The organism is Streptomyces violascens, from assembly GCF_014649955.1.
Taxonomy (GTDB): domain Bacteria; phylum Actinomycetota; class Actinomycetes; order Streptomycetales; family Streptomycetaceae; genus Streptomyces; species Streptomyces violascens.
On sequence record NZ_BMUA01000003.1, the window covers coordinates 125821 to 146616 of the forward strand.

Annotated in this window: 17 protein-coding genes and 1 tRNA gene; 10 read left to right on the plus strand and 8 right to left on the minus strand. The window is 71.2% G+C overall.

What is annotated here, in order from left to right:
- Positions 1 to 6: 6 nt before the first annotated feature.
- Complete coding sequence (locus IE206_RS08935) at positions 7 to 2586, minus strand: ABC transporter permease (protein ID WP_189961513.1); 2580 nt, start codon at positions 2584 to 2586, stop codon at positions 7 to 9.
- On the minus strand, positions 2583 to 3371 hold the full coding sequence (locus IE206_RS08940; protein ID WP_189961514.1) for an ABC transporter ATP-binding protein: 789 nt from the start codon (positions 3369 to 3371) through the stop codon (positions 2583 to 2585). Before IE206_RS08940 ends, IE206_RS08935 begins: the two co-directional genes overlap by 4 nt.
- Before the next feature lie 315 nt (positions 3372 to 3686).
- Here IE206_RS08940 and IE206_RS08945 point away from each other — a divergent pair, with 315 nt between their 5' ends.
- On the plus strand, positions 3687 to 5285 hold the full coding sequence (locus IE206_RS08945; protein ID WP_189961515.1) for an MFS transporter: 1599 nt from the start codon (positions 3687 to 3689) through the stop codon (positions 5283 to 5285).
- Here IE206_RS08945 and IE206_RS08950 read toward each other — a convergent pair.
- The 3 genes from IE206_RS08950 to IE206_RS08960 form a co-directional block, all read right to left on the minus strand.
- Positions 5282 to 6223, minus strand: coding sequence for a coiled-coil domain-containing protein (locus tag IE206_RS08950; protein WP_226598885.1), 942 nt, complete (start codon positions 6221 to 6223; stop codon positions 5282 to 5284). The genes IE206_RS08945 and IE206_RS08950 overlap by 4 nt on opposite strands.
- A gap of 249 nt (positions 6224 to 6472) precedes the next feature.
- A complete protein-coding gene (locus IE206_RS08955) occupies positions 6473 to 9151 on the minus strand; it encodes an SUKH-4 family immunity protein (protein WP_189961516.1) in 2679 nt (892 codons plus the stop codon).
- Between the two features lie 8 nt (positions 9152 to 9159).
- Entirely contained in the window at positions 9160 to 10146 is a 987-nt protein-coding gene (locus IE206_RS08960) for an SMI1/KNR4 family protein (protein WP_189961517.1), read from the minus strand.
- Between the two features lie 249 nt (positions 10147 to 10395).
- Between IE206_RS08960 and IE206_RS08965 the strand changes: the two genes are divergently transcribed.
- Positions 10396 to 10911 (plus strand): YwqJ-related putative deaminase, encoded by a 516-nt coding sequence (locus IE206_RS08965; protein WP_189961518.1) that lies wholly within the window; start codon positions 10396 to 10398, stop codon positions 10909 to 10911.
- Positions 10912 to 10951: 40 nt separating this feature from the next.
- Positions 10952 to 11440, plus strand: a complete 489-nt coding sequence (locus IE206_RS08970) for an SUKH-3 domain-containing protein (protein ID WP_189961519.1) — start codon at positions 10952 to 10954, stop codon at positions 11438 to 11440.
- 190 nt (positions 11441 to 11630) lie between these two features.
- On the opposite strand, the gene IE206_RS08975 is transcribed toward IE206_RS08970, so the two are convergent.
- Entirely contained in the window at positions 11631 to 12950 is a 1320-nt protein-coding gene (locus tag IE206_RS08975; RefSeq protein WP_189961520.1) for a sensor histidine kinase, read from the minus strand.
- Between the two features lie 154 nt (positions 12951 to 13104).
- On the opposite strand from IE206_RS08975, the gene IE206_RS08980 reads away from it, so the two are divergent.
- From IE206_RS08980 to IE206_RS08995, 4 genes are all read left to right on the plus strand, one after another.
- A complete protein-coding gene (locus IE206_RS08980) occupies positions 13105 to 13965 on the plus strand; it encodes a hypothetical protein (protein ID WP_189961521.1) in 861 nt (286 codons plus the stop codon).
- Between the two features lie 29 nt (positions 13966 to 13994).
- Positions 13995 to 14066, plus strand: a tRNA-Gln gene (locus IE206_RS08985).
- Positions 14067 to 14197: 131 nt separating this feature from the next.
- Complete coding sequence (glmU, locus tag IE206_RS08990; RefSeq protein WP_189961522.1) at positions 14198 to 15646, plus strand: bifunctional UDP-N-acetylglucosamine diphosphorylase/glucosamine-1-phosphate N-acetyltransferase GlmU; 1449 nt, start codon at positions 14198 to 14200, stop codon at positions 15644 to 15646.
- A gap of 127 nt (positions 15647 to 15773) precedes the next feature.
- Entirely contained in the window at positions 15774 to 16748 is a 975-nt protein-coding gene (locus IE206_RS08995) for a ribose-phosphate diphosphokinase (RefSeq protein WP_053725021.1), read from the plus strand.
- 76 nt (positions 16749 to 16824) lie between these two features.
- Here IE206_RS08995 and IE206_RS09000 read toward each other — a convergent pair whose 3' ends face one another.
- Complete coding sequence (locus IE206_RS09000; RefSeq protein WP_189961523.1) at positions 16825 to 17703, minus strand: serine hydrolase; 879 nt, start codon at positions 17701 to 17703, stop codon at positions 16825 to 16827.
- Positions 17700 to 18650 (minus strand): LysR family transcriptional regulator, encoded by a 951-nt coding sequence (locus tag IE206_RS09005; protein ID WP_189961524.1) that lies wholly within the window; start codon positions 18648 to 18650, stop codon positions 17700 to 17702. Before IE206_RS09005 ends, IE206_RS09000 begins: the two co-directional genes overlap by 4 nt.
- Before the next feature lie 225 nt (positions 18651 to 18875).
- Between IE206_RS09005 and IE206_RS09010 the strand changes: the two genes are divergently transcribed.
- The 3 genes from IE206_RS09010 to IE206_RS09020 all read left to right on the plus strand — a co-directional run bounded on the left by IE206_RS09010 (position 18876) and on the right by IE206_RS09020 (position 20716).
- Positions 18876 to 19460, plus strand: coding sequence for a 50S ribosomal protein L25/general stress protein Ctc (locus IE206_RS09010; protein ID WP_189961525.1), 585 nt, complete (start codon positions 18876 to 18878; stop codon positions 19458 to 19460).
- A gap of 115 nt (positions 19461 to 19575) precedes the next feature.
- Positions 19576 to 20172, plus strand: a complete 597-nt coding sequence (gene pth, locus IE206_RS09015) for an aminoacyl-tRNA hydrolase (RefSeq protein ID WP_189961526.1) — start codon at positions 19576 to 19578, stop codon at positions 20170 to 20172.
- Between the two features lie 76 nt (positions 20173 to 20248).
- Positions 20249 to 20716: a hypothetical protein gene (locus IE206_RS09020; RefSeq protein WP_189961527.1), complete on the plus strand. Its 468-nt coding sequence runs from the start codon at positions 20249 to 20251 to the stop codon at positions 20714 to 20716.
- Positions 20717 to 20796: the final 80 nt, after the last annotated feature.

Consider the following 20796-nt stretch of genomic DNA (forward strand, 5'->3'; position numbering starts at 1 on the left):
AGGGAGTCAGTCCGTGGCGATCGCGTTCAGGACGTTCATCCGGCCCGCCCTGTACGCCGGGATCAGCGCCGCGAACAGGCCCACGAAGGCCGAGGCCACGAATACCGTGATGATGGTCGGCCAGGGGATTTCCAGGACGCCCATGCCCTCCAGGGCGAGCAGCTTCTGCGCGGTCGTGCCCCAGCCCATGCCGAGCCCGAGGCCGAGCAGCGCGCCGAACAGGGCGATCACCACCGACTCCAGGCGGATCATCCGGCGCAGCTGACGGCGCGAGAGGCCGATCGCCCGCATCAGGCCGATCTCCCGGGTCCGCTCGACCACCGACAGGGCCAGCGTGTTCACCACGCCGAGCACCGCCACGATGATCGCGAGGGCGAGCAGGCCGTACACGATGTTCAGTAGCTGGCCGATCTGGTCCTTCAGGTCCTGCTTGAAGTCGGCCTGGTTCTGCACCTTGTACTGCGGGTACGGCTTCAGCGAGTCCTTCAGGGACGCGTACGCCTCCTTGGCCTTGCCGTCGTCCGCCTTCGCGAACATGATCATGTTCTTGGGCATCCGGTCGGCGGGGACGTAGCTCGCGGCCGTCGTGATGTTGGTGTACATCGCGGCCTTGTCGACGTTGGTGTCGTCCGAGGTGATCGCCGCGACCTTCAGCCGGGCGGTCCCGCCGTCCTTGAAGGCGACGGTCATCGAGTCGCCGACCTTGACGTGGTGCGCGGTGGCGTAGGTCTCGCCGACCGACATCGCGTTCTTGCCGTACGCGGCGGCCAGGTCGCCGGAGACCACCTTGCGCCGTAGGTCCTGCTGGTACGTCGGGTCGGCGGCGATCAGGTTCTCGTTCTTGGAGGTGCCGCCGTCGGGGGCGGTCACCTTCGCGTCCATGTCCTTGTAGTTGGTGACGTGCGCGATCCCCGGGGTCTTCTTCAGGGCGTCGGCGGCCTGCGGCACGATCGGCTGGCCGGTGCCGGAGGAGACGATGAAGTCCGCGCCGACCGACTTGTCGAGCTCGCTGGTGGCCGAGGCGACCATCGAGGAGCCGACCACCGAGAGGCACGCCACCAGGGCGAGGCCGATCATGAGGGCCGCGCCGGTCGCCCCCGTACGCCGCGGGTTGCGCAGCGCGTTGCGCTCGGCCATCCGCCCCACGGGGCCGAACATCCGCAGCACCAGGGCGCTGATCACCCGCACCACACCGCCCGCGAGCAGCGGGCCGACGACGACGAAGCCGATCAGGGTGAGGACGACGCCGAGGCCGAGCAGGCCCGAACCGGATGCCGCCTTCGAGGAGTTGGCGCTGGCGAACAGGGCCGCGGTGCCCGCGCCGGTCAGGACCAGGCCGATGACGGCCCGGATGACGCCGGCCTTGCCGTCGGCCGGGGTGCCGGCGTCGCGCAGCGCGGCCATCGGCGAGATCTTCCCGGCCCGCCGGGCCGGGACGTAGGCGGCGACGACGGTCACCACGACACCGAGGACCAGGCCGGTCACGGGCGTCGTCCACCTGACGGTGAGGTCACCGGTGGACAGCTCCATCCCGATGGAGCCCATCAGCTTCATCAGGCCGACCGCGAGGCCGACTCCCGCGCCCACGCCGAGGATCGAGCCGAACACGCCGAGCAGCAGCGCCTCCAGGAGCACCGAGCGGTTGACCTGCTTGCGGCTGGAACCGATGGCGCGCATCAGGCCGATCTCGCGGGTGCGCTGGGCGACCAGCATCGAGAACGTGTTGATGATCAGGAAGATGCCGACGAGGAAGGCGATCCCGGCGAAGCCGAGCATCGCGTACTTCATCACGTCGAGGAACGAGCCGACGCTGTCCCGGCCGGCGTCCGCGGCTTCCTTCGCCGTCTGGAGCTTGTACGGGCCCGAGCCGAGCGCGGCCGCCACGTTCTGCTTGAGCTGGGTGTCGCTCACCCCGCTCGCGGCGGTGACGTTGATCTGGGTGAACCGGCCGGTGGCGCCCAGGAGTTCCTTCTGGGCGGTCGCGGTGTCGAAGTAGACGACGGCCGCGCCCGGGTTGGTCACCTTGAAGGTGGCGATGCCGGTGATCTTGGCGGTGAAGTCGCCGGTGACGGCGATGGTGCGCAGCGAGTCGCCGATCTTGAGGTGGTGCTTGTCGGCGGTGTCGGCGTCGACCATCATCTCGGTCGGCCCGCGCGGGGCGTGCCCGGAGGTGATCTCCATCGCCTTGAGGTCGTTGTCCGTCCAGTTGCCGGCGATGGTCGGGGCGCCGGTGGAGGAGCCCATGTTCTCGTTCTCGGCGTTGACGACCGTGACGCTGGTGCTGCCGACGCCGCCCTCGGCCCTGCCCACGCCGGGCGCCTTCTCGACCCGCTGGATCAGGGAGGCGGGCAGCGCGTCGGGCTTGCCGGTCCGGGAGGGCGCGCCGTCGGCGGAGGCCGACTTGGGGCTGACGGTCACGTCCGACGAGGTCGCCGCGAACAGCTTGTCGAAGGTGGTGTTCATGGTGTCGGTGAAGACGAGCGTGCCGCACACGAACGCCACCGACAGCAGGACCGCGACGGCGGAGAGCGCCATCCGTCCCTTGTGCGCGAGGAAGTTGCGCATCGAGGTCCTGAGCACGCTCACGAGGTCCGCCCCCGCGCGTCGAAGTCCTTCATACGGTCCAGGACGGCGTCCGCGGTCGGGCGGAACATCTCGTCCACGATGCGGCCGTCCGCGAGGTAGAGCACCCGGTCCGCGTAGGAGGCGGCGACCGGGTCGTGGGTGACCATCACGATGGTCTGGCCCAGCTCGTCGACCGACTGGCGCAGGAAGCCCAGCACTTCGGCGCCCGCCCGGGAGTCCAGGTTTCCGGTCGGCTCGTCACCGAAGATGATCTCCGGCCGGGCCGCCAACGCCCGCGCGACGGCGACGCGTTGCTGCTGGCCGCCGGAGAGCTGCGTCGGCCGGTGCCTCAACCGCCCCGCCAGGCCCACCGTCTCCACCACGCGCTCCAGCCACTTCGCGTCCGGCTTGCGGCCCGCGATGTCCATCGGCAGCGTGATGTTCTCCAGCGCGTTCAGCGTCGGCAGCAGGTTGAACGCCTGGAAGATGAACCCGATCCGGTCCCGGCGCAGCTGGGTCAGCTTCTTGTCCTTGAGCCCGGTGATCTCGGTCTCGTCCAGATAGATCTGGCCGCCGGTCACCGTGTCGAGCCCCGCCAGGCAGTGCATCAGCGTGGACTTGCCGGAACCCGAGGGGCCCATGATCGCGGTGAACCGGCCGCGGGCTATGTCGACATCGACATGGTCGAGGGCCACCACCCGGGTCTCACCCGATCCGTACGCCTTCACGACCTGCCGCGCCCGGGCCGCGACCGCCGTACGCCCTCCAGTGTCCCCGTGCCTGGGAATGGTCACAGCCGTTGTCACGGTAATTCTCCTAGGTCAATTTCAGCCAGTCGCTGACGTACCCGTCGAGTGTCCGGCACGGCAGGGCCCCCGCGCCCTGGTGCCAGGCGCAGTCTTGAGGTGGGGCTTTCCCCACCCCCGGCCGCGCTCCTCGACGTAAAACCACGGTAAGGACCGATGGGATGCCGCCACCTCCTCCGCCGGGACGAACACCCCCTGCCCCCAAGTAGGGACCGCCCCTTAGGGGTCTCCACCCGCGGGCGGAGGACGTCTCGGGGACGCCTCCACCCCTGCCGCGACTCCAGGCCAGGGTGAGAAGGTGAGTCCCCCAGATGCATGCACAGTGAAGGGATCTCGGTGAGCGTCTCCGACGAAGCACCCGGCACCGAAGCCGCGATACCCGGCGCGACCCCGGACACCGCCCCCACGCGCGGGCGCGGCCCGGTCGTCGCGGCCCTCATGATGGGCATGGCCCTCGCCGCCCTCGACGGCACCATCGTGTCGACCGCCGTCCCCCAGATCGTCGGCGACCTCGGCGGATTCGCCGTCTTCTCCTGGCTGTTCTCCGGCTATCTGCTCGCCGTGACCGTCACCCTGCCCGTCTACGGCAAGCTCTCCGACACCTTCGGCCGCAAGCCCGTCCTCGTCGCCGGCGTCATCGTCTTCCTCACCGGCTCCGTGCTCTGCGCGTTCGCCTGGAACATGGCCGCGCTCATCGCCTTCCGCATCGTGCAGGGCCTGGGCGGCGGCGCCCTCCAGGGCACCGTCCAGACGATCGCCGCCGACCTCTACCCGCTCAAGGAACGCCCCAAGATCCAGGCCAAGTTGTCGACCGTGTGGGCGGTCTCCGCGGTCGCCGGCCCCGCACTGGGCGGCCTCCTCGCCACCTACGCGGACTGGCGCTGGATCTTCCTCATCAACGTGCCGGTCGGCGCGGTCGCCCTGTACCTCGTCGTCCGGCACTTCACCGAACCCGCCCGCCCCGAGCCCGCCACCCGGCCCCGCATCGACTGGGCCGGCGCGCTGTGCGTCTTCGCCACCGGCGCCCTGCTGCTCACCGCGCTCGTCCAGGGCGGTGTCGCCTGGCCCTGGCTCTCGGCGCCCTCACTCGCCCTGCTCGCGGGCAGCGCCGCACTCGCGGCCCTCACCGTGTACGTGGAGCGCCGGGCCGCCGAACCCGTCATACCCGGCTGGGTGTGGCGCCGGCGCACCATCGCCGCGGTCAACCTCGCGCTCGGCGGACTCGGCCTGCTCATGGTCGCCCCGACCGTGTTCCTGCCCACGTACGCCCAGTCCGTCCTCGGCCTCAACCCCACCGCCGCCGGATTCGTCCTGTCCGTGATGACGCTGAGCTGGCCCCTGTCGGCCGCACTCTCCAGCCACGTCTACACCCGCATCGGCTTCCGCAACAGCGCCATCACCGGCATCGCGCTCGCGGCGCTGATCCTCGCCGTCTTCCCGCTGCTGCCCTTCCCCGGCCAGGCCTGGCAGCCCGCGCTGCTCATGCTGCTGCTCGGCGGCGCGCTCGGCCTGTTCCAGCTTCCGCTGATCATCGGCGTCCAGTCGACGGTCGGCTGGGCCGAGCGCGGCACCACGACCGCGTCCGTCCTGTTCTGCCGCCAGGTCGGCCAGTCGGTCGGCGCCGCCCTGTTCGGCGCCATCGCCAACGCCACCCTCGCAGCACGCCTCACCCACGCCCCGATGCCGGGCCTGCCCGGCGACCTCGACTCCGTGTCGCACGCCCTGCAACACCCGGCGGCCCTGACCGCCGACGCCGCCGACTACCTGCGCCGAGCCGTGGCGAGCGCGGTCGGCCACGTCTACATCGGCGCCGCGATCGCCGCCGTCCTGTCCCTGCTCGTCCTGCTCCTCCTGGCCCCGCGCCGCTTCCCGGTCCTCGCCGAGCACAGCAAGGGCCAAGAGGAAACCCCCTAACTCCCTTGCTCCGACGGGGAGTTGTCCGGCGAGTCCTCCTCCGCCGGCCGGCCCGTCAACGTCGCCAGGCTGTTGCGTACATGTGCCATGTGTGCCTGCAGCTCCTCACGGGCCCCGGCGTGCTCGCGCAGCAGCCGCTCCGACTCCGCCGCGATCCGCTCCGCGGCGGCCCGCGCCCCGGCCAGCAGTTCGGCCGCCCGCGCCTCCGCGTCCTGCTGGGCACGGCGCGCCTCCTCCTCGACCCCGGCGAACGCGCGCCGCGCCTCCTCCAAAGACTCCTCCGCGGCCGCCGTCAGCTCGGCGACGCTGGTGTCCAACTCGGCCTCCCTCAGGGCCTGTTCACGCTCGGCGGCCTCGAACGCCTCGGTCCGCTGCTGCTCCTGCCCGGCCAGGAACGCCTCGCAGCGCCGGCGCATCTCGTCGAGGGAGGCGGCCGCCTCCTCGCGCTGCTCCTTGGCCTCGGTACGGGCCGCGAGCCGCATCTCGTCCGCCTCGGTACGGGCCGCGAGCAGCGTCTGCTGCACGTGCGCCTCGGCCGCCGCGAGCACCTCCTCGCTGTGCGCCCGCGCCGCGTCCCGGATCGCCCGGCCCGCCTCCTCGGCGGCCCGTGCCGTCTCGGCCGCCGCCTCCTCGGCGCCGGCCCGCATGGCATCCGCCTCCTCGACGGTCAGCGCGAACAGCACCCCGGCGCGCCCGCCGAGCGCGTCGTACGTCTGCGGGCCGAGGGCCGCGACCCGCTCGGCGAGGACGGCCGCCCGGGCGGACATCTCCTTGGCGAGCACGGTGAGCCGCGCCGCCCGCTCCCAGGCCGCGTCCCGCTCCTGCGAGATCACGGCCAGCGTCCGGTCGACCTGATCGGGACGGTAGCCACGGCCCCAGCCGAAACCGAACGGCTCCACCGTCGGCCGCGGCGGTGGTGACATCGATGCTGCGCTCATCCTGAAGCCTCTCCTTGGCACCCACGGGCGGCCCGGCGTGCCCGTCCTGGCTGGCCGGCGCTCACTCACCCTGACCGATCGCATCCTGACCGATCGAAGCGAAGCGGTCATAACGCGACACTCCGCCCACATCGCCCGCTCAAGGATGCGCCAATTGGCGTCAGAAGCCGGAATCCCCCAGGTGGCACATGCCAGAGGCGCCCACCGCGACCCGCACGGTGAGCGCCTCGGAGCGGCAAAAAGCAGCGGTCAGAGCAGCCCGTCCCACATCTGCTCCAGGAGCACCGACCACCAGCTCTCCGGCGACGCGAGCGCCGCCGGGTCAAGGGCCGCGAGCTGCGCCTGGAAGTCGACCGTCCAGCGGCCCGCCTGCTCGGGGTTGAGCCCGAACCGCAGCCGCCACATCCGGCCGAGCAGCGCCAGGGAGCGTACGAACTCGGGCAGCCCCGAGTTCACGAACTGCGGCGGCACCGACTGCCCGCCGGGCCCCGCCTCCACCGGCACCGCCACGATGTTCGCGGTCCCGTACTGGACACAGATCGCCCGCCCGAAGTCCGAGCCCATCACCAGGTACGAACCCGCGTCCGCGGCCGGCTGCACACCACGCTGCTGCGCGAGCTCCGCCAGCGTCGGCACCGGCTGCCCGGGCGCGGCCTGCGCCCAGAAGAACGGCCCGAAGTCCACCGGAAGGCCCGCCCACACCAGCGTGACCGCGACGACCTCCGGCACACCCTGACGCGACACCGCGCGCTGGTCGAAGCGGAACACGCCCTGCGGACCGAACGCGCCCGCCAGCTCGTGCGCCACACCCTCCGGCGGCAGCGGCGGCACCGGCTGCACCGCCGGAATCGGCGCCCGCACCGGCTGCGGCCTGGCCGGACCGTCCGCGACCTGCGCCAACTCGCCCTGGTGGGTGAGCAGATGCTGCACACCCTGCCGGCGCGAGCCGTGGTCCTTGCCGTACGGAGCCACATGCGTGATCCGCACCTGCGGCCACTGCTCGCGGATCATCCGCGCACAGTAACCACCCGGCAGCTCGCACGACTCCAGCTCCGTGTGCAGTTCGAGCACATGGTCGGCGGGCACGTTCATCGCCCGCAGCTCATGGAAGATCTGCCACTCCGGGTGCGGAATGCCCGGCGCCGAACGGCGGATGAGCTGCTGCTCGGAACCGTCGGGCGCGCGGTAGCGCAGCACCGCCTGATACCCCGGGCCGACCGTCGGCAGCCCCGCCGGGGGCTGCTGCGGATAGCCGTACGCGGGCGGCGCCTGCGGCACGGGACCACCCGGCGGCATGCCGGGCGGGCCGGGCGGCATCGGGACACCCGGACCACCCTGGCTGCCGGGACCCATCTGCGCGGGACCCGCCAGCATCGTCGCCGCCTGGTGCACACCGCCACCGGGGGCACCGGGCGCACCCGGAACCGCGGGCGGCTGCGGGGCTCCGGGCGGACCGGGCGGCATGGGCGCGCCGGGACCACCCGGGGCTCCGGGCGGACCGGGCGGCATCGGCGCACCAGGAGCGCCGGGCGCGCCAGGAGGACCGGGCGGCGCCGGAGCACCCGGGCCACCGGGACCGCCGGGGCCCATCTGGCTCGGGTCGGCGAACATCGTCGCGGCATAGTGCACCCCGCCGGGCGGAGCGCCGGGAGGACCGGGCGGCATCGGGGCGCCGGGACCACCCGGCGCTCCGGGCGGGCCCGGAGGCATCGGCGCGCCCTGGCCACCCTGGCTGGGCGGGCCCATCTGGCTCGGGTCCGCGAACATCGTGGCGGCCTGGTGCACACCGCCACCGGGAGCACCGGGCGCACCCGGAACCGCGGGCGGCTGCGCGCCCTCGGGGCCGAGGTGCGAGACCAGCTGCGTCGGCAGGTAACCACCGGCGGGCGCACCCGGCGGCGGCGTCGAACCCGGTGCTGGCGGCGGCGCCGGCGGACCCGGACGGGCACCCGGAGTACCCGGCGCACCGGGCGGCGGCGGAGTCGCCGAGATCCCGCCCCGCGCAGCGCGCGCACCCGGCGGCGGACCGACTGCCTTGCTGGTGGCGGCATCCGCGATGTCCCCGGCACCCGAAGCGGCGGCGGGACCGGTGGGCCGGACGGGCGCGGGCGCGACCGGCGGCGGGGTCGACCCCGGCGGCGCGGCCTGCGGGTCGAGCGCCGGCGCAAGCGCCGTCGGCGGAAGCTGGCTGCCCCCCGCCATCAGCGCCGTCTTCGCCTCGGGCAGCACCCTCGGCGCCGCCGCGTCCTCACCGTCCGTACCGGAAAGGGAGGGCGCGAACACCGTCGCGGGCAGCGGCACCGAACCGTCGTCCGAACCCGCGTTGGTGTCCGTCCCCGCCCAGGGCGTACCCCCGGTAGGAGTCCCGGACGCCGCATCGCCCTGCGAGGGGGCGGCGGGCGCCGGCCACGCGGGCGCGGAAGGCTCGGGGGCGGCCGGAGCGGGGGCGGGGGCGCCATGAGACGCGCCGGCACCCGGCACACCGGCACCCTGCGACGCACCGGAACCAGCCCCCTGAGAGGCACCCGAGGCGGAGCCCTCGCCCCGCCGGTCCGGAATCCCCAGCTTGTCCGCGGCCTCCTGCAGCCACTCCGGCGGGCTCAGCAGGAACGACGTCTGGTTCAGATCGATCCGCGCCGGGGGCTCCGGCGCGGGCGGCGCGTCCTCGGGCACCCCGTACTCCTCCTCGTACCGGCGGATCACCTCACCCACCGGCAGGGCCGGCCACAGCGACGCCTCGCCGCTGTCCCGGGCGATCACCAGGCGCTGCGCGCCGCCACCGCCGGACGGCCCGTTCTCACGGTCCTCGGCCCACACCACGAAACCCAGCTCGAACTCCCGCACCCGCACCTCACGGTGCTGATACGCGGGCACATCGCCGTTGATCCACTCTTCCGCGCGCTCCTGCGCCTGAGCGAAAGTCACCATCGGCCGGCTCACTCCCCTACCGAGGTCGTCTCGACGGCGCGCGCGAAGCCGCCGTCCACCATCAGGTTCGCCACGGTCTCCAGCTCCGGCGGATTGCCCGCGAGCCGCGCCAGGAACGCGTCGAAATCGTCCCCGCAGGGCAGCAGCAGCTGCTCCACCCGCTCCTGCACGCTCAGCCCGTCCCGGTCCCGCGCGTCGTCGTACGCGCAGAACCACACCGAACCGACCGCCGAACCCTTCACCTTCACCGCGAGAATCCCGCCCTGGACGAACGCGACGCCCAGATAGTCCTTGGTGAGGTGATCCCGCAGACACTTGTTGATGTACACCAGGTCATTGACCCCGGCCTCGTCCCGCACCGTGAAGAACGGCTGGTCCACCAGGAGCCCCAGCTCGGCGTCGAGCGCCGCGCCCACCGGGGCACAACCCCCCGCCGCCTTCAGGAACGACCGGTAGGAACCCGGCAGCCGGTACCCCAAGTCCTCCTCGACACCGAGGAGTTGGGACTCCGTCACCGACACCGAGCCCTTCGGCAGACCGAAATGCGCGGGCCGCGTCTCCTGCAACGGCCGCGTACCCCGCTTGCCGTGCTCGACCTGCGCCGTCGCAAGACCGCCGTAATGCCGCAGCAGCGCCTTCACCTCGACCGGCACCAGCTCCAGACGGCGGCCGCCCGGCACGTGATGCCACGTCCAGCCGTGCGGCGTCGCCACCGGAGCGATCGTGTCCCACAGCTCGTGACCCGCCGCGGCCAGCGCCGCGTTCGCCGACACGTAGTCGGTCAGGCGGAGCTCGTCCACCCCGAAACCCTCGGGCGGATCCGCGATCTCCGCCGCCGCACGGGCGTACGCCGAGAACACCGGGAAGCCGTTCTCGTCCACCCGCACCCCTCTGGGATGCCGGGAGGCCCGGACCGGATCCGGGAACTGCACGACCTGCCCGGCATAGGCCGCGTTCGGTGGCGCGGCATGCTGCCCGAGCCGACCTGTCGTCATGGCGGTTGCCCCCTGCTGCGTGCTCTGCGTCTGGCTGGTGAGGACCAGACTATGCGGTGAGGCAATACCGGGCCCCGGCCCCGCACTTCGGTCACCAACCGTCACACCCGCATCACCCTGCGCCCGCGACGCGCGGCTTATCACGCCCCAGCTTCCGTACCAGTACGCACATTTGGCAGGCTGTCCCCGCAACTCGGGGGCGCTGACACGTGCGGCTGAAGCCGCGGCCAGTGGGAGGAACACAGCACCATGCACACCGCACCAGGCGAAACATCGGCAACAAGCGCGATAAATGAGACACCGGGCGACCCACGCCTGGGGTGGAGCGCCACGGCCACCACCGCCACACCCTTACTCCGCCACCGCCGCGACGGCATCCTCCCCGCCATCGCCGCCGCCCTCTCCGTGCGCGGCGAAACCCTCACCTGCACCGCAGGCAAAGGCGAACAGCCACCAGTCCTGCACACCCTCGTACAGGATTACCTCGACACCCTCACCAGCGGCCAGCGCGAACGCTTCACCGGCCGCTGCCCCGAAGCGATCCTGCTCTCCAGACACCTGACCGCCGTCGAAGCAGGACGCTCCAAACGCGCCCAGCGCAAACCCCTCACCCACGGCGAGGCCCGCCGCGCCCTCAAGCACGCCAAACTCACCGCCCGCCGCATACGCGAGGACGGCGACCCCCTCCACGGCAGCTACGCGCCCCCCTGCCGCTCCTGCACCGCCCTGCTCGACCACTTCGGCGTCCGCAGCGTCGAACCCTGAGCCGACCCCACACCCCATCCGCACGGAAAGGCCGCGGCCGATGCCGGACATCTCCACCACCCGCTTCCCCGTCCCCGTCGACGCCGCCCTGCGCACCGCCGGCTGGCAGCCCGGCCGCTGGGACATCCGCCAGGCCGAAGCCTGGGCCGACGTCCTGCGCGGCCACACCTCACCCGCAGGACACCGCCACACCGTCTTCCCCGCCGCCGTCGAAGCCTGGGCCGAATTCGGCGGCCTCACCCTCACCGCAACCGGCCCCGGCCGCCGCAACGCCCCCGCGGCCCTGCGCTTCGACCCGCTCGCCGGGCTCCACCTCGCCCGCACCCTCGCCGACCTCGGCCGCGCCCTCGAAACCGACATCGCCCCCCTCGGCGAAGAAGGCGACCAGCAGGCCGTACTCGCCATCGACACGCACGGCCGCGTCTACGCCCTGGACCACACCGGCGACTGGTACCTCGGCCCCGACATCGACACCGCCCTGAACACCCTGATCACCGGCACCCAGCCCATCCGCCTGACCTCGGGCTGACCCGAACCCCTCAACCCCGCCCATGCCCACGGGCCGTACGTACGCTGCGGGTTCTCGGCTGCGGACCGTGCATGGCCGGTCACGCGGTTCCCCGCGCCCCTGGCAGGGCCGTCCTTGGCAGGGCGCCCCCTGCAGGCATACCCAGCCTGTCCAGCGTTTGATGGGGTCTGGGGGCGGAGCGCCAGGGACGCTACGACACCACCGGAGCCCGGTCCGGCAGCACCGCCGACACCCGGAACCCACCCGCGTCCGTCGCCCCCGACACAAACACCCCACCCAGCGCCGTCACCCGCTCCCGCATCCCCACCAGCCCATTACCACCGGACGGCAACCCCGCATCGGCCGTGACCCCGTCCGCAGGACCGTTCTCCACCTGCATCGCCACCTCGGCCTCCCGACGGGCGAGCCGCACCATCACCTTCGCGCCCGCCGCATGCTTGTGCACATTGGTCAGCGCCTCCTGGATCACCCGGTACGCCGTCTGCTCCACCAGCGCGTCATACCCCCGCACCTCCCCCTGCACCATCAGCTCCACCACCATCCCGGCCTCCCGGGACTGCCCCACCAGAGCCTCGATGTCCGCCAGACAGGGCCCCTCCTCCGCTGCCGCGGCGGCCACCGCGGCAGCCACCCCCACCGCAGCCAACGGCACCGGATCCACCCGCACCGCCACCGGCTGCTGATCAGCGGCCCGCAACACCCCGAGCATCTCCCGCAACTCCGTCAACGCCTGCCGGCCCATGTCACCGACCAGCGCCGCGTTCTTGACCGCCTTCTCCGGATCCTTACGGGCCACCGCCTGCAACGCCGCAGCGTGCACCACCATCAACGACACCCGGTGCGCCACCACGTCATGCATCTCCCGGGCGATCCGCGTCCGCTCCTCCGTACGCGCCCACTCCGCCCGCTCCTCGGCCCGGTCCGCGAGCAGCGACAACTCCCGCTCCAGCGAATCCGCCCGCTCCCGCAACGACTCCATCAACCGCCGCCGCGCCCCTATATACAGCCCGTACAACAGCGGCGGGCCCGCGATCCCGAGCGACATCACCACCGACAGCAGCGGCACATACCAGCGCCCCGGGTCGTAATCACCCCGCTCCACACTCTGATGCATCCGTACGAACGTGACGATGAACGTCCCCGCCACCGACATCCCCGCCAGCGCCGCCGTGATCCGGCGCGGCACATCCGACGCGGCCAGCGTGTAAAGACCCACCACGCTCAGGACGAAGCCCATGCTGGCCGGCGTCACCGCCACCGACACCAGCACCACGGCGATCGGCCACCGGCGCCGCAGCACCAACGACGCCCCCGCGACAAGGCCGAGCAACACCCCGGCCGGCACGGGCAGCCCCGAGGCCCCCGCGAAACTCACACCCTCCAGCGCACACTCCAGCGCGGAGATCACCCCGAGCAGCACATCCAGCACCGCGCTGCGCCTGCGTTCCCACCACCACCAGCCACGGGAGGTCAACCCCGTGGCTTCCTGGTAAGCCCCCGTTGCGGTCATAGCTCCCAGACTACGGGCGGGCGCGAACGTTTTTCCGTCGGCATACGCAGCACGAAATCGCATCGAACACGCCAGAAATCGGGGATCATCCCTCGATGCAGTGAATCGACCGCTTATTCGAGCGGACATCCGCATTCCGGACGAGCGTGTCCGTATGACATCAGCCACACCCGGCAAATACGCCGACTTCGAGGGCCTGCGCGAGCAGGCGATCGCTCTGCGCCGCGAGGGGCTCAGCCTGCGCCAGATCCGCGACCGACTGCACGTCGACAACAACGACCTCCTCCACCGGCTGGTGAAGGGCGAGCCGCCCCCGGAGTGGACCAAACGCCCCAACGCCAAGGACGACCTCCGCGACCGCGCGCGGGAGCTCCGCTCGCAGGGCATGACGTACGACCAGATCCAGGTCGAGCTGGGCTGCTCGAAGAGCTCGATATCCCTCTGGATACGAGATCTGCCGAAGCCGGACCGCACCCGCACCCCGGAGGAGGCGTCGGCCATCGCCAAGCGCGGCTGGGAGGTCACACTTCAGCGCCGCGAGGAAGAGCGCCGAATGACGAAGCAGGACGCCGCAGCCGACATCGGCACCATGACCGACCGCGAATTGTTCCTGTTCGGCGTCGGCCTCTACTGGGCGGAGGGCACCAAGGACAAGCCGCACGCCCGCAGGGAGCGGGTGACCTTCGTGAACAGCGACCCCAACATGATCACCGTCTACCTGCGCTGGCTGCGCCTGGTCGGCGTCGAGGCCCACCACCTGAAGTTCCGCCTCATGATCCACGAGTCGGCCGACATCCGAGGAGCCGAGCAGTACTGGGCGGATCTCGTCCGGGCCGACGTGGCCCTCTTCGGCAAGACAACCCTGAAGCGGCACAACCCGAAGACGGTCCGCAAGAACGTGGGCGAAACGTACCGGGGTTGCCTCGTCATCGATATCCAGCAAAGTGCTGATCTCTACCGTCGCATCGAAGGGTGGTGGTGCGGCATAGTAGGGGCCGCAGCTGGAACCAACTAGGAAATTGTCCGTTTTGGCCCAGTTAGCCATCCCCTGTGGTGTAATCGGCAACACGTGGCACTTTGGATGCTTTGTTCCAGGTTCGAGTCCTGGCAGGGGAGCTTATTGGGTTCGGGTCCTGACTGTCCCAGTCAGGACCCGCCGTGTTTTCCCCCGCCCCCACCCCGATTTCATCCGCGAAACCCCCCGGTATCCTTCGGGTGTCCACCCCCCGAAGCCGAAGGGCACCTCCGTGAGCGCAACCCGCCCGGCCGCCGTCGTCGTCCTCGCCGCGGGTGAGGGCACCCGCATGAAGTCGGCCACTCCCAAGGTTCTGCACGAGATCTGCGGGCGCTCGCTCGTCGGCCATGTCGTGGCGGCCGCTCGTGAGCTGGAGCCCGAGCACCTCGTCGTGGTCGTGGGCCATGCCCGCGAGCAGGTGTCCGCCCACCTCGGCGCCATCGACGCCGGTGTGCGCACCGCGGTCCAGTACGAGCAGAACGGCACCGGCCACGCCGTCCGGATGGCGCTGGAGGAGCTGGGCCAGACCATCGAGGGCACGGTCGTCGTGGTGTGCGGCGACACCCCGCTGCTGACCGGCGCGACGCTGGCGGAGCTGACCCGTACGCACGAGGCGGACCGCAACGCGGTCACCGTGCTGACCGCCGAGGTCGCCGACTCCACCGGCTACGGCCGCATCGTGCGGGACAACGTCTCGGGTGCGGTGACCGCGATCGTCGAGCACAAGGACGCGAGCGAGGCGCAGCGCGCGATTCGCGAGATCAATTCCGGTGTGTTCGCGTTCGACGGCGCGTTGCTGGCGGATGCGTTGGGCAAGGTGCGGACGGACAACAGTCAGGGTGAGGAGTACCTGACTGATGTGCTGGGAATTCTGCGTGAGGCGGGGCATCGGGTCGGTGCGTCGTTGGCGGGGGATTTCCGGGAGATTCTGGGGATCAACAATCGGGTGCAGTTGGCCGAGGCGCGTCGTCTGCTGAATGACCGTCTCCTTGAGCGGGCGATGCTGGCCGGTGTGACGGTGGTGGATCCGGCGACGACGTTCGTCGATGTTCAGGTGACGTTCGAGCAGGATGCCGTGGTGTTGCCCGGCACTCAGCTGCTCGGTTCGACGCACTTGTCTTCGGGTGCCGAGGTGGGTCCCCATTCGCGTCTGACGAACACGATCGTGGGCCGGGATGCCCGGGTCGACAATGCGGTGTCGTACGACTCCGAGGTGGGTGAGGGGGCGACGGTCGGCCCGTACGCCTATCTGCGGCCGGGTACGCGGCTCGGTGTGAAGGCCAAGATCGGTACGTACGTCGAGACGAAGAACGCGACGATCGGTGAGGGGACGAAGGTTCCGCATCTGTCGTACGTGGGGGACGCGACGATCGGTGAGTTCACGAACATCGGCGCGGCCAGTGTGTTCGTGAATTACGACGGTGAGGCCAAGCACCACACGACGATCGGCTCACACTGCAAGACGGGTTCGGACAACATGTTTGTTGCTCCTGTCACAGTGGGGGACGGTGCTTACACCGCTGCGGGTTCGGTGATCACGAAGGATGTGCCGCCGGGTTCGTTGGCCGTCGCCCGTGGCCAGCAGCGGAATATCGAGGGTTGGGTGGAGCGCAAGCGTCCGGGAAGTGCTGCCGCGCAGGCTGCTCAGGCTGCGGCCGAGCAGTCGGGCGGGGAGAACTGACCGGATTCGGGGGCGTCTTTCACGGCGTACCGTGATAGATGCGACAGGTGCACATATTCGGCCGGCTCGCCGCGACAGGGACCGCGGTGGGTTCGGCGGCATCGAACACGTCTGAGGAGACTGTGCTGTGACCGGGATCAAGACGACCGGCGAGAAGAAGCTGATGCTCTTCTCCGGCCGCGCCCACCCCGAGCTGGCCGAGGAGGTTGCGCACCAGTTGGGTGTGGGCCTCGTGCCGACGAAGGCCTTCGACTTCGCGAACGGTGAGATCTACGTTCGTTTCCAGGAGTCGGCGCGTGGTGCGGACTGCTTCCTGATCCAGAGCCACACGGCTCCGATCAATAAGTGGATCATGGAGCAGCTGATCATGATCGACGCCCTGAAGCGGGCGTCGGCGCGATCCATCACCGTGATCGTTCCGTCCTACGGCTATGCCCGTCAGGACAAGAAGCACAAGGGCCGCGAGCCGATCTCGGCGCGTCTGGTGGCCGATCTGCTGAAGACGGCGGGCGCGGACCGCATTCTCACCGTCGACCTGCACACGGACCAGATCCAGGGCTTCTTCGACGGCCCGGTGGACCACCTCACGGCGCTGCCGGTCCTTGCGGACTACGTGGGTGCGAAGGTCGACCGCTCGAAGCTGACGATCGTGTCTCCGGACGCGGGCCGCGTGCGCGTCGCCGACCGCTGGTGCGACCGTCTGGACGCGCCGCTGGCCATCGTGCACAAGCGCCGTGACAAGGACGTCGCGAACACGGTGACCGTCCATGAGGTCGTCGGTGACGTCAAGGGCCGCGTCTGTGTCCTGGTGGACGACATGATCGACACGGGTGGCACGATCTGCGCCGCCGCCGATGCGCTGTTCGCGCACGGTGCGGAGGACGTCATCGTGACGGCGACGCACGGCATCCTGTCGGGTCCGGCGGCGGACCGTCTGAAGAACTCCAAGGTGAGCGAGTTCGTGTTCACGAACACGCTGCCGGATCCGTCGGATCTGGAGCTCGACAAGATCACGGTGCTTTCGATCGCTCCGTCGATCGCCCGCGCGGTGCGTGAGGTCTTCGAGGACGGCTCGGTGACGAGTCTCTTCGAGGAGAACTAGCTTGTAGCTGTACGGAGTTGGGGCCGCGTCCGGTTTCGGGCGCGGCCCCTTCTTCATGCCCGGGGCCGGACAGGACTCATGTGCCGGCCCTCAGTGCGTCGACGGCGATTCTGGCGGCGCGTCCGATGGCGGCGTCGGCGGCGGGCAGGGTGGCGGCGGTGGAGGCGGCGCGGGTGAAGACGGCGACGGCGTAGCGGCCGCCGTCGGGGTATTCGACGACGCCGGCTTCGTGGCGGAGCGTGGGCAGTGTGCCGGTTTTTCCGCTGACGTGGACGTCGTCGAAGGGGAAGCCGGAGGCGAGGCGGTGGCTCCAGGCCTGGACGCCGAGGACGGCGCGGAGTTCGTCGGCCCAGGGGCCTTCGCAGACTTCGTCGCGCCAGATGGCGGCGAGGAGGGCGGCCATGTCGCGGGGGGTGGAGCGGTTGGTGCGGGTGGGGTCGAGGACGGTGAGGCGGGCGACGGCGGCGGGGTCGACGAGGGCTGCGGGGCCGCTGCGGCCGGTGTCGGTGACCATCGTGGCGTAGAGGCCGGCCTGGTTGTGGACGGCGATGGTGCGGGTCAGTCCGAGGGCCTTCATGGTGGCGTTGACGGTGTCGAGGCCGAGGTGGTCCCAGAGGACGTCGGCGGCGGCGTTGTCGCTGACGGCGATGGCGAGGGAGGCGAGGTCGCGCAGGGAGAGGCGGGCCGCGTCGCGCATGACGGCGAGGCCGGTGGGGCCGGGGGCGCGCCCGCCTGCGGGGATGTCGAGGGGGGTGGTGGGGTCGATGCGTCCGGCGGCGGCTTCGCGGTAGAGGGTGGCGACGAGGCACAGCTTGTGGACGCTGGCGGTGGAGACGGGGGTGTCGGCGCCCAGGGTGATGGCGGCGCCGGTGTCGATGTCGGTGGCGCAGAGGGATCCGGTGGTGCCGGCGTCGGTGAAGGCGGCGGTGATGCGGCTGCGTACGGGGGTGTTCACAGCGGGAACTCCGATGCGGGGCGGGGGAAGAGGCGCCGTTGGGGGGCGGTGGGGACGAGGCCCGCGGTTTCGCGCAGGACGTCGTGGGCGGCTTCGGTGAAGAGGCGGACGGCGGGGCCGTCGCGTCCGGCGGGCCAGGCGGTGGAGGTGCGCCAGGTGAGGGGGTTGGCGCGCAGGGGGCGCCAGGTGGTGCCGGGTTCGGGGGCGGGCCGGGGCAGGAGGGCGACGACCTGGGTGCCGGACAGGATGAGGGCGCGGGTGAATTCGATGCCGGCGACTTCGCGGACGGCGCTGGGGGTGCAGCCGTGGCGGGCGCAGGCGGTGAGGGTTTCGTCGTGGAGGGCGGGGGCGCCGGCGCGGGGGAAGAGGACGAGTTCGCGGCCGTCGAGTTCGCGTACGTCGATCTCGGGGTGGGCGGCGAGGGGGTCCTGGTCGGCGAGGAGGGCGCCGAGGGGCTGGTGGAGCTGGGGGCCGAAGCCGAGGCCGGTCGTGGGGCAGGGGTGGCGGACGATGCCGGCGTCGAGGGTGCCCGCGGTGAGTTCGGCGGTCTGGTCGGCGGTGTCGAGTTCGCGGAGGTCGAGTTCGCCGCCGGGGCTGCGTTCGCGGTAGGCGGTGAGGAGGGCGGCGACGGTGGCGCCGCCGAGCTGGGGCGGGACGGCGGCGCGCAGGGTGCCGGCGGCGCCTCCCTGGACGCGGCCGACGAGGGTGCGCAGGCGGTCGGCGGCGTCGAGGAGGGTGTCGGCCTCGGCGAGGACGAGGCGTCCGGCGGGGGTGAGGGTGGCGCCGGTGCGGCCGCGGTCGAGGAGGCGGACGCCGAGTTCGCGTTCGAGGCGCTGGATGCGCTGGGAGAGGGAGGGCTGGGCGACGCGCAGGCGTTCGGCGGCGCGGCCGAAGTGTTCTTCTTCGGCGACGGTGCGGAAGTACCTGAGGTGCAGCAGCAGGTCCATGAGCAGCAAGAATAGGCGAACGCCTATGGAGCGCGATCCGATAGCCGGGCAGCTCCCATTGATCCAATTGGGCGGGTGGGGGGTGGCCGGGTAGTCTGGGGAAGTTGCTCGGCGAGGGAGGCCGTACCTGAGGTACGGCGGTCCGTTATCGACGCGCTCTTCGTAGCAGGCCAGTCGTGGCCGGGTGACCGCCAGTTTTTGGTTCACCTTCTACGAGGAGTGCACATGTCCGAGGTCAAGCTCGCCGCCGACGTCCGTACCAGCTTCGGCAAGGGCGCCGCCCGCAGCATCCGCCGTGAGAACAAGGTTCCCGGTGTCATCTACGGTCACGGCACCGAGCCGGTCCACGTGACCCTGCCGGGCCACGACCTGCTGCTCGCGCTGCGTACGCCGAACGTCCTGCTGTCCCTGGACATCGACGGCAAGACCGAGCTCGCCATCCCGAAGGCCGTCCAGCGCGACGCCATCAAGGGCTACCTGGTCCACGTCGACCTGCTGCTCGTCAAGAAGGGCGAGAAGGTCACGGTCGAGATCGCGGTCGAGACCGAGGGCAACCTGGCCCCGGGCAGCTTCCTGGTCGAGAACGTGCTGAACACGCTCTCCGTCGAGGCCGAGGCCACCCACATCCCGACCTCCGTCTCGGTCTCCATCGAGGGTCTTGAGGCCGGCGCGGCCATCCACGCCAAGGACATCAAGCTCCCGGCCGGCACCACCCTGGCCACCGACCCCGAGGCCGTCGTCATCCAGATCCTGGCCGCGCAGGCCGAGGAGCCGGCCGCCGAGACCGAGGCCGAAGGCGCCGAGGCCTGAGCCGCACGCTCTGCCTGAGATCCGTGCCGGGCACGGACTCCGACGGGGCGGCGGGCCACAATGGCCCGCCGCCCCGTTTTTTCTTGCTCTACGTACGTGAGGAGACGCAGCCCGCATGACGACCGACGACGCGAACGCACCCTGGCTGATCGTGGGCCTGGGCAATCCGGGTCCGGAGTACGCCGCGAACCGGCACAACGTCGGGTTCATGACCGTCGATCTGCTCGCCGAGCGGATGGGGGGCCGGTTCAAGGCGCACAAGGCGCGGGCGCAGGTCGTGGAGGGGCGGATCGGTCCGCCGGGTCCGCTGAACCGCCGCGTGGTGCTGGCCAAGCCGCTGTCGTACATGAACCTTTCGGGTGGCCCGGTGACGGCGCTGCGCGACTTCTACAAGGTTCCGGTGGCCAATATCGTTGCGATTCATGACGAGTTGGACATCGATTACGGGGTGCTGCGGCTGAAGCTGGGCGGCGGGGACAACGGGCACAACGGCCTGAAGTCGATCACGAAGTCGCTGGGGGCGGACTATCACCGGGTGCGGTTCGGGATCGGGCGGCCGCCGGGCCGGATGCAGGTGGCGGACTTCGTCCTGAAGGACTTCTCCTCGACGGAGCGCAAGGAGCTGGGTTACTTCGTGGACCGCGCGGCGGACGCGGCGGAGGCCCTGGTCATCGAGGGCCTGGAGCGGGCCCAGTCGACGTACAACTCCTGACAAGGGCGGCGAAGCACCGTCGCTTCCCTGGGGAGAGGTTGACCGAACGTATCGTCACCCGCCAGGATCGCGCCCCATGACGAAACGGAGCCGTACCTTCCTGCTGTACGTGCGGCGGGCCGCGATGGCCCTGGTCGCCGCGCTGCTCCTGGTCGCCGGGTTCTGGTCGTCCTGGGGCACCGCCCAGCACGTGGTCCTGGCCAAGGGCCGCGACCACGGCACGCTGACGGTGACGAAGTGCGCGGACGACGTGTGCACCGGCCCGTACCGGCCCTCGGCGGGCTCGTCGGCACACCCCGGCATGACGATCGCCGAGTCGGTGGCGGTCCGTCGGGGCGCCCGGATACCGGTGGTCGTGAAACCGGGCACGACCCAGGCGGTACGCAGCGGGCCGGCGGGCCTCCTGTACGCCTGGCTCCCCCTGGCGGGAGCGCTGCTGCTCGCGGCGCTGGTGATCGGTGGGGGGTTGCGGATGCCGCGGACGGGGTGGGTGGCGGGGGTGCTGGGCGCGGCGACGATGGCCGCGGCATTCATCGCCCTGTGACTCCCGGGGGCTGTGCCCCCGACCCCGCAGCGGGTGAACGCCCGCTCGCGCCGTTCCCGGCACCCCGCCCCCCCTGAGCC

Bases quoted from the DNA above. Each gene is read 5' to 3' on its own strand.
- IE206_RS09010 (WP_189961525.1), top strand. From the start codon at position 18,876: ATGTCCGAGGTCAAGCTCGCCGCCGACGTCCGTACCAGCTTCGGCAAG.
- IE206_RS08975 (WP_189961520.1), bottom strand. From the start codon at position 12,950: ATGACCGCAACGGGGGCTTACCAGGAAGCCACGGGGTTGACCTCCCGT.
- IE206_RS08965 (WP_189961518.1), top strand. From the start codon at position 10,396: ATGCACACCGCACCAGGCGAAACATCGGCAACAAGCGCGATAAATGAG.
- IE206_RS08980 (WP_189961521.1), top strand. From the start codon at position 13,105: ATGACATCAGCCACACCCGGCAAATACGCCGACTTCGAGGGCCTGCGC.
- pth (WP_189961526.1), top strand. From the start codon at position 19,576: ATGACGACCGACGACGCGAACGCACCCTGGCTGATCGTGGGCCTGGGC.
- IE206_RS08960 (WP_189961517.1), bottom strand. From the start codon at position 10,146: ATGACGACAGGTCGGCTCGGGCAGCATGCCGCGCCACCGAACGCGGCC.
- IE206_RS08950 (WP_226598885.1), bottom strand. From the start codon at position 6,223: ATGAGCGCAGCATCGATGTCACCACCGCCGCGGCCGACGGTGGAGCCG.
- IE206_RS09020 (WP_189961527.1), top strand. From the start codon at position 20,249: ATGACGAAACGGAGCCGTACCTTCCTGCTGTACGTGCGGCGGGCCGCG.
- IE206_RS09005 (WP_189961524.1), bottom strand. From the start codon at position 18,650: ATGGACCTGCTGCTGCACCTCAGGTACTTCCGCACCGTCGCCGAAGAA.
- IE206_RS08945 (WP_189961515.1), top strand. From the start codon at position 3,687: ATGCACAGTGAAGGGATCTCGGTGAGCGTCTCCGACGAAGCACCCGGC.
- IE206_RS08970 (WP_189961519.1), top strand. From the start codon at position 10,952: ATGCCGGACATCTCCACCACCCGCTTCCCCGTCCCCGTCGACGCCGCC.
- IE206_RS08955 (WP_189961516.1), bottom strand. From the start codon at position 9,151: ATGGTGACTTTCGCTCAGGCGCAGGAGCGCGCGGAAGAGTGGATCAAC.